The sequence below is a fragment of the Streptomyces sp. NPDC057654 genome, from assembly GCF_042800135.1.
Classification (GTDB): domain Bacteria; phylum Actinomycetota; class Actinomycetes; order Streptomycetales; family Streptomycetaceae; genus Streptomyces.
Genome location: NZ_JBHVHQ010000243.1, coordinates 1 through 10,211, shown reverse-complemented (window position 1 = coordinate 10,211; position 10,211 = coordinate 1). Strand labels below are relative to the sequence as shown.

The 10,211-nt window shown below is 73.1% G+C and carries 14 protein-coding genes; 10 read left to right on the top strand and 4 right to left on the bottom strand.

The window, feature by feature from the left end:
• Window positions 1–42: 42 nt before the first annotated feature.
• The 4 genes from ACFU99_RS19510 to ACFU99_RS19495 form a co-directional block, all read right to left on the bottom strand.
• On the bottom strand, window positions 43–1,443 hold the full coding sequence (locus ACFU99_RS19510) for an ATP-binding protein (protein WP_384393478.1): 1,401 nt from the start codon (window positions 1,441–1,443) through the stop codon (window positions 43–45).
• A gap of 32 nt (window positions 1,444–1,475) precedes the next feature.
• The gene (locus ACFU99_RS19505) at window positions 1,476–2,156 is read right to left on the bottom strand and encodes a hypothetical protein (RefSeq protein ID WP_384393475.1); all 681 of its coding nucleotides are present in this window, start codon (window positions 2,154–2,156) and stop codon (window positions 1,476–1,478) included.
• Complete coding sequence (locus ACFU99_RS19500) at window positions 2,156–2,470, bottom strand: DUF6112 family protein (protein ID WP_384393473.1); 315 nt, start codon at window positions 2,468–2,470, stop codon at window positions 2,156–2,158. The genes ACFU99_RS19505 and ACFU99_RS19500 overlap by 1 nt, the downstream gene beginning before the upstream one ends.
• 85 nt (window positions 2,471–2,555) lie before the next feature.
• Window positions 2,556–3,701: a C40 family peptidase gene (locus tag ACFU99_RS19495; protein ID WP_384393471.1), complete on the bottom strand. Its 1,146-nt coding sequence runs from the start codon at window positions 3,699–3,701 to the stop codon at window positions 2,556–2,558.
• A 502-nt stretch (window positions 3,702–4,203) separates the two neighbouring features.
• Here ACFU99_RS19495 and ACFU99_RS19490 point away from each other — a divergent pair.
• The 10 genes from ACFU99_RS19490 to ACFU99_RS19445 all read left to right on the top strand — a co-directional run.
• Window positions 4,204–4,959, top strand: a complete 756-nt coding sequence (locus ACFU99_RS19490) for a DNA-methyltransferase (RefSeq protein ID WP_384393468.1) — start codon at window positions 4,204–4,206, stop codon at window positions 4,957–4,959.
• A gap of 250 nt (window positions 4,960–5,209) precedes the next feature.
• Entirely contained in the window at window positions 5,210–5,761 is a 552-nt protein-coding gene (locus tag ACFU99_RS19485) for a DUF4913 domain-containing protein (RefSeq protein WP_384393481.1), read from the top strand.
• Window positions 5,758–6,231 carry a hypothetical protein gene (locus ACFU99_RS19480; protein ID WP_384393464.1) on the top strand — a complete coding sequence of 158 codons (474 nt, stop codon included), beginning with the start codon at window positions 5,758–5,760 and terminating at the stop codon, window positions 6,229–6,231. Before ACFU99_RS19485 ends, ACFU99_RS19480 begins: the two co-directional genes overlap by 4 nt.
• Before the next feature lie 14 nt (window positions 6,232–6,245).
• A complete protein-coding gene (locus ACFU99_RS19475; RefSeq protein WP_384393461.1) occupies window positions 6,246–6,944 on the top strand; it encodes a hypothetical protein in 699 nt (232 codons plus the stop codon).
• A 57-nt stretch (window positions 6,945–7,001) separates the two neighbouring features.
• Window positions 7,002–7,721: a hypothetical protein gene (locus ACFU99_RS19470; RefSeq protein ID WP_384393458.1), complete on the top strand. Its 720-nt coding sequence runs from the start codon at window positions 7,002–7,004 to the stop codon at window positions 7,719–7,721.
• A 147-nt stretch (window positions 7,722–7,868) separates the two neighbouring features.
• A complete protein-coding gene (locus ACFU99_RS19465; RefSeq protein ID WP_384393455.1) occupies window positions 7,869–8,219 on the top strand; it encodes an SH3 domain-containing protein in 351 nt (116 codons plus the stop codon).
• Between the two features lie 110 nt (window positions 8,220–8,329).
• A complete protein-coding gene (locus tag ACFU99_RS19460; protein WP_384393452.1) occupies window positions 8,330–8,800 on the top strand; it encodes a hypothetical protein in 471 nt (156 codons plus the stop codon).
• Window positions 8,797–9,243, top strand: coding sequence for a hypothetical protein (locus ACFU99_RS19455; RefSeq protein WP_384393449.1), 447 nt, complete (start codon window positions 8,797–8,799; stop codon window positions 9,241–9,243). Before ACFU99_RS19460 ends, ACFU99_RS19455 begins: the two co-directional genes overlap by 4 nt.
• Before the next feature lie 9 nt (window positions 9,244–9,252).
• The gene (locus tag ACFU99_RS19450) at window positions 9,253–9,702 is read left to right on the top strand and encodes a hypothetical protein (protein ID WP_384393446.1); all 450 of its coding nucleotides are present in this window, start codon (window positions 9,253–9,255) and stop codon (window positions 9,700–9,702) included.
• Window positions 9,703–9,742: 40 nt separating this feature from the next.
• On the top strand, window positions 9,743–10,211 hold a 469-nt coding region (locus ACFU99_RS19445; RefSeq protein ID WP_384393443.1), incomplete at its 3' end, for a winged helix-turn-helix transcriptional regulator.

The window sequence follows — 10,211 nt, the reverse complement described above, 5'->3', positions numbered from 1 at the left end:
CAGACGCACAGCGCTTGCCGCCCCGGGCGGTCGGGCAGAGGGTCACAGGCCGGCCGGAGGCGGTGAGGCCGACCCGCCGGTCCCGCCGGTCCCGCCGGTTTCGGCGGTCTGCGAGCCGGAGGGCGGCGGGGCGCCCTGCGGCGGCGGGGTGGTCGTCGGCGGGGCGGACTGCCATCCGCCGTCCGGTCCGGACGCGGCGCCTGCTCCGGGCCCGTCCGGCTGGGGAGTGCCGCCCGTCTGGCCGCTGGTGTCGTCGGTGGCGCTCGTCGGCGGGGGCTGCACGGCCTTCTCCACGCCGGACTGGGCGGCGTCGGCGCCGGGCGATACGCCCGAGCCGCCACCCTGGGAGCCGTGTGCACCCTGCTGGGCGGGGGCTGCCGGGGTGGCGTGGGAGGCGATGTCGCCGGGGAAGCCGCCTGCGCCGGGACCAGTGTCGGGGCCTTGAGGGGCTGCGCCTGTGGCGGCGGCCGCGCCGCCGCTGCCGGCACTGGCCGCCAGGGAGGCGGCCTTGCGGCCCGCGCGCTGGCCGTGCTGCCTGGCCAGCTGCGCGCCCGCGCCGCCGGCGCGGTGCAGGGACTCGCCGTCCGAGCCCTCGGAGGCCCAGTGCACGAACTTGAACGTGGCGTAGGGGCACATCAGGACCAGGACCATGATGACGATGCCGGTCATGACGTCGGCGAGGGCCCCGATGCCGTCCTTGGCCTCGGTCTTGCCCATGGCGGCGACGCCCAGGACGAAGATGACGGTCATCAACAGCTTGCTGGCGACGAGGGTGGCGGTGGCCTCGATCCAGCCGCGTCGCCACCGGCGGGCGGCCTCCCAGCCGCCCCCGGCGCCGGCGAACAGGGCCAGGGTCACCAGGACCAGGATCCCCACCTTGCGGACCATCATCACGCACCAGTACAGGACGGCCCCGAGGGCGGCGCCGAGAGCGGCGAACACCGCGACCAGCCAGCCCAGTCCGGACAGGGCGCCGAGCTGGGAGACCTTCACGATGCGCCGCACGGCTGATGCGACGCTCAGGTGCGCGGCCTTGAACAGCCCGTCGGACAGCGCGTCGACGACTTCGATGGCGATGGTGGTCAGCGCGATGGCGCAGAAGGCGAACAGGACGCCGGAGACGGTGCCGGTGAATGCCTGGGTGAGGGCCTGGCCGTCGCGTCGGATGGCGGCCCGTACGAGCTGGGCGCAGAAGGTGGCGACCAGCAGGACCAGGCCGATCGGCAGCAGCATTTCGTAGTTGTCGCGGAACCAGCCGGCGTTGAGGTCGATCTTGGTGGTGGCGTCGACGGCCTTGGCCGCCAGGTCGGCGGCGGCGGTGGCGAGTTCACCGGCGCTCTTGGCCAGCCAGTCCCCGATGGCCTTGCCCGGGTTGGAGGCGAAGTCGACCGCGTCCTTGGCGGCGCACAGCTGGTCCGCGAGCGGAAGGTCGCAGAAACCCAAGGGAACATGCCCTCCTTTCGGTCGGGGTCAGGTCACTGCGTGACGCTGGGCGCCAGGGCGGCCAGGGCGCAGTCGTGGTCCGGGCGGCACTGCACGGCCAGCGTCACGGCCCGCTCTTCCGCACCGCCGCCGCCGTTATTCCAGGCCAGGTGCTGTTTGCCGTTGACGGTGACGACGTAGACGTACGCCTTGGTGATCGCGGACGGATCATCCGCCAGCGCCGCCTTGAACGCGGAGGGGAAGTGCCCCTCGGTGACGGTGGCGCTGGCGTGCTGGCGCTGGTCGGCCATGCGCGACCACAGCACCGGATCGGGCACCTGCCCGGAGACCGAGGCCCAGTCGGCGTACGCGCTCTCCGTCGTCATCCACGCGCGCAGCCCGGCCAGTTGCTGGTCGCGGCTGGTGTCGCGGGTGTCGTAGGACCACAGCAGGCGGGCCGCGGCCTTGGCGTAGGCGATCGGCTCGGAGATCTGCGGCGGCCGCGCCACCGACCCCGGCCCGACGGAAGGCTTCGGCGGGGTCTCGGCGGGCGGGGAACTGCTCGCGCGGGACGGGGCGTGATGGCCTCGGTGCGGCTCGCCCCGGTTGGCGAACCAGGCGATGGTGGCGGCGAGGGCGAGCAGGACGGCTACGGCCAGGGCGAGGAGGGCCATGCGCTTCTTGGCCGGCCAGCCGCTGCCGTACCGGGACAGGGAGGAAAGGCGGTTGGGCATCAGTGGACCTGCGAGCCGAGCGCGCTGAAGAACGTCACGATCGCGTTGGCGGCGCCGAGGCCGAGGGCCGCGCCCGCGCTGACCAGCGCGCCCTTCTTGCCGTTGGCTTCGGCCTGGTGGCCGCCGGAGTGGTGGCCCCAGGCCCACACGCCGAGCGAGACGGCCAGCGCGCCGACGACGGCGATGATGCCGAACATGTTGATCGAGTTGACGACGTTCTTCAGTACGGACAGGCCGGGCAGGCCGCCGCCCTTGGGCGAGATGCCGGGGTCGTAGGCGAGGCGGACGACGTGGTCCGCAAGGGGCAGGGGCATGGGGCGGCGGAACTCCTTGCTGCGCACGCCGGGAGGGCCGGCGGGAAAACGGGGAAGAAGAAAGGGGAGAGCGCCCGGGGTGCTGTCACAGGACGCGGCGGGCGGCGAGGACGGTCCAGTCCTTGAGCGGTGTGATCCGCACGGGCTTCGACGTGCGCGGCGCCTCGATCACCAGTCCCTCGCCCATGTACATGCCGACGTGTTCGGGGCGGGCGGCGGTGCCGCGGGCGAACAGCAGGTCCCCCGGCTGCGCGTGCCGGGGTGAGACCGGCCTGCCCTCGGCCACCTGCGTGTACGTGGTGCGGGTGAGATGGACGCCGGCGTGGGCGTATGCCTGCTGCATCAGCGAGCTGCAGTCGCAGCGGCTCATCGGATCGGGCCCGTGCGCGTCGGTGCAGCTGCCGCCCCACTGGTACGGCGTGCCGAGCTGACGCATCGCCCATGCCAGAGCCGTATGGGCTTTCGGCGCCGCGTTCTGGGGGATCTGGTAGCCCTTCGGGACGCTGCCCTCGGGGATGCGCCCGTACCCGGAGCCGTCCTTCGCCGGGGCGCAGCCGGGGCTGTCGGTCCCGGATGCCGTGCCCGTGCCGGGGGCTGTGTCCGGGCCGTGGCCGGGCTTGTGTTTGCCGGTGCCCGGGAACGTCTTGACGATGGCTTTCTGCAGGGCGGTGGACAGGGGTTCCCACCGTGCGTACGCGTCCGGGAAGCCGGAGCGCTGGACGGCCTGGGCCGCTTGGGCGACGGTCATCTGCTGCCAGCCGTCGACCTTCAGCAGGTGCTGGTAGAAGCTTTCGGAGGCGTGGACGGGGTCGCGGATCTGCTGGGCGGTGCCCCAGCCCTGGGAGGGGCGCTGCTGGAACAGGCCGAGGCTGTCCCGGTCGCCGTAGTTGAGGTTGCGCAGCCGTGATTCCTGCATCGCGGTGGCGAGCGCGACGACCTCGCCCTTCGCGGGCACGTCGAGGCTGAGACCGGTGGCCACGATCGTCTGGGCGTTGGGTACTTGCTCGGCCGGCAGGTCCAGGCCCTTGATGTGGACGTCCTTGCCGGACGCCCCGTCGAGGATCTTGGTGACCTGCCGGGTGACCTCGCCGGAGTCGACGCCGGTCAGACAGTCGCCGGGGGAGGCGGCGTGCTGCACGGCGTCGGCGGAGGAGGCCATCATCATGGCCCCGCCGGCGAGCAGGAGAGGGGAGAGGACGACGACGCCGAGGCCGGCGGCGAGCGCCTTCAACCGGAGCGCGGCGCTCGCGCGTCAGAGATTTCGGGCAGGGGCGGGTATCGGGAGGTCATGGAGGGTCCTTCGGGGAAGCGGTGACCGGCGCGCCGCGCACGCGTGGCGTGGCGGCAGGACGCGGTGGCCGGGAGGGGCGATCGAGCAGCCGGTGCGGGGGAGTTGCCGCTCGCTCCGCGCGGCCGGACCGTGAGCTTGGGGTACCCGGGCAGGGATATCCGCACGGCAGGGGCCGAGGGGAGCCGGCGGCGGTGTGCCGGGCGGTTCAAAAACAGTAGGCCCGGATCGCCGGTCCACCAAAAAATGGCCGTGAGGGGCCGGAATTCGTCCCCTGTGCACCGGACTTCTTGGCCGTCGGCGCATTCGCCCCTACAGTTTTTGGACTCCTCTCGCCTCCCCTGTCTGCGGTCTCGGGCTTCTGTGCGCCTCATTTCGGCCCGCAGGGACTCCTGCGCGAGTTGGGGCATTTCCTTTGCGCTTCCCACCCGAATCGGGGTTCTCTTTGCCATTTTCCCTGCACCAGGGCGACGCCCTCACCGTCCTCGCCACTCTTCCGGACGGCTGCGTCGACTCCGTCATCACCGACCCGCCGTACAACTCCGGCGGGCGGACGGCGAAGGAGCGCACCAGCCGTTCGGCGAAGCAGAAGTACACCTCCGCCGACGCCCAGCACACGCTCGCCGATTTCACCGGCGAGAACATGGACCAGCGCTCGTACGCGTTCTGGCTGACGCAGATCATGACCGAGGCCCACCGGCTGTCGAAGGCCGGCGGGACGGCGCTGCTGTTCACCGACTGGCGCCAGCTGCCCACCACGACGGACGCGCTCCAGGCGGCCGGCTGGCTGTGGCGGGGCGTGCTGGCCTGGCACAAACCCCAGGCCCGCCCGCAAAAGGGCCGCTTCACCCAGAACTGCGAGTTCATCATCTGGGCGTCGAAGGGGGCGATCGACGCCGCCCGGAACCCGGTCTGCCTGCCCGGCCTCTACAGCGCCTCACAGCCGTCCGGGGCCAAGCGCCGGCACATCACGCAAAAGCCCGTCTCGGTGATGCGGGAGCTGGTCAAGATCAGCCCCGAGGGCGGGACGGTCCTCGACTTCTGCGCCGGCTCCGGCTCCACGGGCGTGGCCGCCCTGCTGGAAGGCCGGGACTTCATCGGCGTGGAGAAGACCGAACACTACGCGTCGGTCGCGGCCGAGCGGCTCACCCAGGCGCTCCGCGACACCCTCACCCAGGACGACATGGTCCTCACCGCCTGACGCCCCACGGCATTTTCCGCGGCGGTAATCGACGCCGCCTTCCGTACCAGCAGCGCCGCGCAGCTCCTGCCTTTCCGGTGGTGCGGCGGGCAGTCCGCTCGTCACCGCTGATGCTTCCCGTTTTCCCTGCCTTCGAGGAGGCTATTTCCGCATGCCTGATCCCGTAGAACCCCCCGGTGAGGGGGAGTTGGAGCTAGTCCGTATTCCCGACCCTGAATTGGAGGGGATCGAGGCCAGTGTCCGGCGGCTGATGGAGCGCTCGACGCAGCAGGCGCAGCAGCTCGACCACCTGGCCGCCGCACCGGATCCCGGCGGCTCGCCGCTGGCGGCGTTCGGCCTGCCGGGGCTCGGCGCACCGCCCCCGGCACCGCCGGAGCCGCGCCCGATCCTGGAGCTGGCCGGGCAGGAGCGCGAGGACGAACTCGACGCCCTCTCGGACTGGGTCGACGACTTCTTCCTGCCCGTCTACGGCGCGGAGGTCACCACCGCGGCGCCCTGGTGCCTGCGCTGGCAGGAGCACGATGACGTCATGGCGTGGCTGCACGCCCTGTGGCTCGCCTACCAGCAGCACAAGGACCCCGAGGCGGGGCTGGCGGGCATGCTCGTGTGGCACCGGGACTTCCTCACCCACACGGTCGCCGCGATCCGCGCGCCGGGCGGGCCGCTCTCGGCCTGCATGACCTCCCCGGACCGCCCCGCCCACCGGATCCTCCCCGGCCCGCCGCCCTCCGCCCGGATGCAGAAGGCGACGACCGGTGCGGAGCCGTCCGGGTCCGTTGAGCCCCCGGAGCCGGCGGCGTGAGCGGGCGGCGGCGGGCGGTCTTCGGTCTGAGCCTCGATCCCCGCGCGCTGACGGACCTCCTCCAGGCCCCCGACGACATCCGCGATCTCACCCTCGCCTACCTGCAGGAAGTGGTGAACGCCCAGCGCCACGGGCGCCAACTCACCGGCGATCTGGCCGGTTATCGCAAGCTGTTCATCGACCCCCGCAAGGACTGGCGCGTCGTCTACGGGGTGCGGACCGCGCCCGAGACCTCCGCGCACCGGCAGGAGATCCACGTCGTGGCGGTCCGCCCGCGGGCCGGCAACGATGTCTACGACGAGGTCGGGCGCCGCCTGGGGATGACCTACCGGCCGCTGAGCGCCCGCACCCACGCGGCCCGCTCCCGCCCGCCGCAGCTCCTGGCCCGCGGCCCGGCGCCCCTGCCCTCCGCGACGCCGCACCTGCCGCGCCCCGCCCCGGACCCCGCGTACCACCACGCCCGCCGGTGACAGGAGCCTCGCCCATGCCTCCTGATCCCGCGTCGGCGGCAGCGGCCCGGCGTGCGCTCTCCTCGCTCGATCACCGCATCGAGGCCGTCACCGGCCACGACGTCGACGCGCTGGGGGACCACCGAGACCGCGGCGTCCTCGACGAGCCGCAGGCCCGGCTGGTCGACCGGCACCGCGAGCTGGTCCGGGCGGAGACGGGCGTGACCTTCTACCGCACCCTCCTGCACCGCCTGTCCGGCGGCGAGTTTCCCGTCGACGGCGCGCTGTTGCAGCGGATCGGCCGTACCGTCGGCCAGTTGGAGGAAGCCGCGGGCGTCCGCGACGCCGCCGCCGACGGGGTGCGGGCCGCTCTGGAGCCCGTCGAGGCCGCGGCCGCCGGGGCGGCCCCGGAGCAGAGGGGGCCGCTGTCGGCCGGTGACCGGGCGGCGCTGCTGGCCATCGCCGGCGGCGCCAAGCTCTACGCGCACCTGCTGACCGGCCGGTGGTCGGTGACCGCGGCCTCCGGCACCCGCATCCCCTACGCCGACCTGCAGCGGCTGGAGGGCGCCGGCCTCATCTGCCGGGATACCGGCCACCCCGTGCACGCCGGGCAGCCGGTCGCCCTGACCGACGCCGGACGCGCCGCGCTCACCGCCCGCCCCGCCCCGGCCCCCGCGCCCAAACCGGCGGCCCGGCCCGGGACCTGGCCCTCAACCCCGGCCCACCGGCGCTGACCCCCTTCCCGAAAGGTCCCTTTGTCCCCCACCGCATCGTCCCCCGACCCGGGACGCATGCCCGAACCCGAAGTTGACTTCCGCCTGGACGCGTGCGACGCCGAGGACGCGGTCTGCCGCGATTTCTACGACCAGGTCGCGGTGCGCGAGGACATGCTCCTGCCGCTCGCCGAACACCACACCGCCGGCGACGAGCACAGCTATTACGTCCTGTTCGACGGCACCCCCACCTACGACCACCCCGGCGTCCCCCAGTACCTCGCCGTCCACCTGCACCGGGACCCGGCGAAGTCGACGTTCGACTTCGATCAGGCGGCGCTGCCGCTGCCCGCGATGGCGCAGTCCTGGCTGGTCCACCGCGGCTGTCCGCTTGATGCCATCGGCCTCAACCCCGACCTGGGTCCGCCGCCGGCGGATGAGGCGACGCGCGCGCTGGAGCGGCGCCTGGCGGGCGACGGTGACCACTACGCGATGGGTTACTCCTACACCTGCGATGACCGGGACGACATGGTCATCGTGGTGGCCCTGCGCGCCCTCGACGAGCGCGCCCCGGTCCCGTTTCGCGTCGTGGTCGAGGAGGTCGACACCGAGGCGTGGACGCGCACCTTGCGCGAGGGCGGCTTCGCCACCGTCCACGAGGCCCTTAAGTGGTGCGAGGACCGGCTCGACGGCACGGCCGGCCTCCTGCCACCGGTGCGCCCGGCCGCGGTTCAGGCCCGCGCGGCGCACCCGCCGGCGGCGGCACCGGCCCCCCGCCTCTCCGGCCGGCCGCGCTGAATTTCACGACCGATTCGGGCGGCGAAACATAGCCGACGATCACCGGCTGGCCAAACCGGCGGTTCTCCGGACTCTTATACAGCCGCCGGGACAACAACCCCGTCGCCTTTCCGTGCATTCCCTTTTCCGTATGGAGGTCTTTTCCGCATGCGCTCCACCCGAATTGCCGTATCCGCCGCGCTGATCGGCGCCGCCGCGCTGCCCCTGCTGTCGGCCCCCAACGCCGGCGCAGCCACCGCCCCCACCGTGACGCGTGCCGCCGTCGACGACTGCTCGTACCTGCCGCCGCTGCCGTACACGGTCCACACGCAGGCCGTGACCATCCGCTCCAGGGCCACCGCACATTCCACCGCGCTCGGACTGCTCTACAAGGGCCACCGGTTCACCGTCTCCAGGACGAGCGGCAACTGGCACTACATCACCGACAAGAGCACCGGCGTCAAGGGCTGGGTCTCCGGCAGTTACGTCTACCGCGACGGCCGCATGTGCCTCGACTGACAGGAACCCGGCAGCAACCCCTCGGCGGTAGAGCCGTGTTCCCAGCTCGTCCGCCGCGTCCGGCCCGGTAAACAGCCCGGCCGCTGCGCCCCTTTGGAGAGGAGTTTTTCTTGTCCGATGAAAGAGCCGACGGCACGGAGGATGTCGTGGGCGTGCTCACCGCACGGATCGAAGCGCAGTACCGGATGGGCATCGATCAGCTGAAGGCCGCGGCCGCCACGGCACCGGAGGCCACTCCTGGTGCGGCCGGACTCCTCGCCTGGCACGGCCTGTTGATCGAGTCCGAGGCGGCCCTCGAACGGGCCGAGGACGCTCTCCTGGCCGCGCTGGAAGCCCAGCCCGGCGAGGTGGACGATCCGACGATGGACCTCGCCCACCGGGTCAACGAGGCCGTCGCCGTGCGCGATGGACGGGCCCTGATCGTGCGGTGGCTTCTCGACCCGCAGACCCCGAGCACCGGGGACGCCGACCGGTTCGGCCGCGCGGCGGGCAGGGGCCCGGCGGTGCAGACCAGCGTGGCGCGCCCGCCCGCGCCCGCGCCGGGCCCAGCGCCGCGTACCGGGCGGGCGGCGCAGCGTTGAGCGTCGCCCTCAAGCCCAGCACCGCCGACGCCCGCCTGCACGAGGTCTTCGGCGTCCCCGTCCCCGAGCTGCACGCGGCGGCGACCGGCGCCGACGCCTCACCTGCGGTGATCCGCGCCCTGGAACTGCGCCAGTTTCTCGCTCTGGCCGAGGAGCAGGTCGCCCGGGTCCGCGACCGCGTACACGACGCCACGGCCCCCGACCGCGACATGGACGAACTGGTCGCGGACCAGCTGCGGTTCGACGCGCAGTGGCTGCAGGCCGCGCTCGACGCCCGCGACGGCTACCGCGCCGCGCTCGGCAACCTGCTGCGCACCATGCCGGCCCCCGCCGACGGGCCACGGCCCGTCCAGTCGGCCCAGCACAAGATCACCACCAGCCTGCCTCCGACGGCCGCCCCGGCACCTCAGCGGGCCGGGGCGGCCCGGGCCCGCCGACCGTGAAAGCCCCGCTTGCCCGACCCCGACCTCACATCCACCGCCGTAGCCGCACGGATCGAGGACCTGTACGGCGCACCCCTGGCCGACCTCGCCTCCCACGCTCAGGACCAGCCACCCGGCATGCTCTGCGCCCTGCTCGCCATGCACGGCACGCTCGCCGGCGCCGAGCGGAGCATCGCCGTCCACCGCGAGCGCCTCGCCCAGCTCGTCCATCCCGAGCGGCACATCGGCGCCGTCGAGATCGCGCACGTCTTGGACTGCGCCCGCCGCCTCGCCGAAGCGGTCGCCGCCCGCGATGTCCAGGCCACAACGGCCACCGCTGTGCTCCAGAGCCTCGGACGCGTCCCCGCGCCCCAGCCATCCCCGGATCCCGCACCGGCCCCTGCGGCCCCTGCGGCCCCTGCGGCCCCTGCGGTGCCGGCACCTGCCGTCCCGGCCGGGAGCGCGGCGCGCAGCCGCTGACCCCTTTGCCGCCTCCCCTTTCCCCACGAGGAGTTCTCCCTTGGCCCTCACCGCTCTGCCTCCCGATACCGCCGCCGACATCGGCCGGGTCACCGAGGCCCTCGCCATGATCACTCCGCGGTGGAACGTGCGGATCATGCTGGCCCTGTCCGGCCCGCCGCTGCGCTACAGCGAGATCGCGGACAAGGTGTCCTGGCTGCGGAACAGCCAACTCCACCCCAAGCTGCGCACCTTGTGCGAGGCCGGTCTCGTCGAGCGCACCGAGCACACTGCGCGCCACGTCACCTACGGCCACACCGACCGCGGGGCGGCGCTGCTGCCGGTCCTGCCGCTCATCGTCACCTGGGCCGAGGAGTACCTGGAGCAGGCGCAGCGGCCGCTGCCCGCGATCGAGCAGATCGAGGACAGCCTCACCCTGCTCACCCGGCGGCACGCCGCCGCCATCTTGTGGGTGCTGCGCACGCGGCAGGAGGCCAGCGGCCGGGCCCTGGCCCGGCTCGTCATGCCCC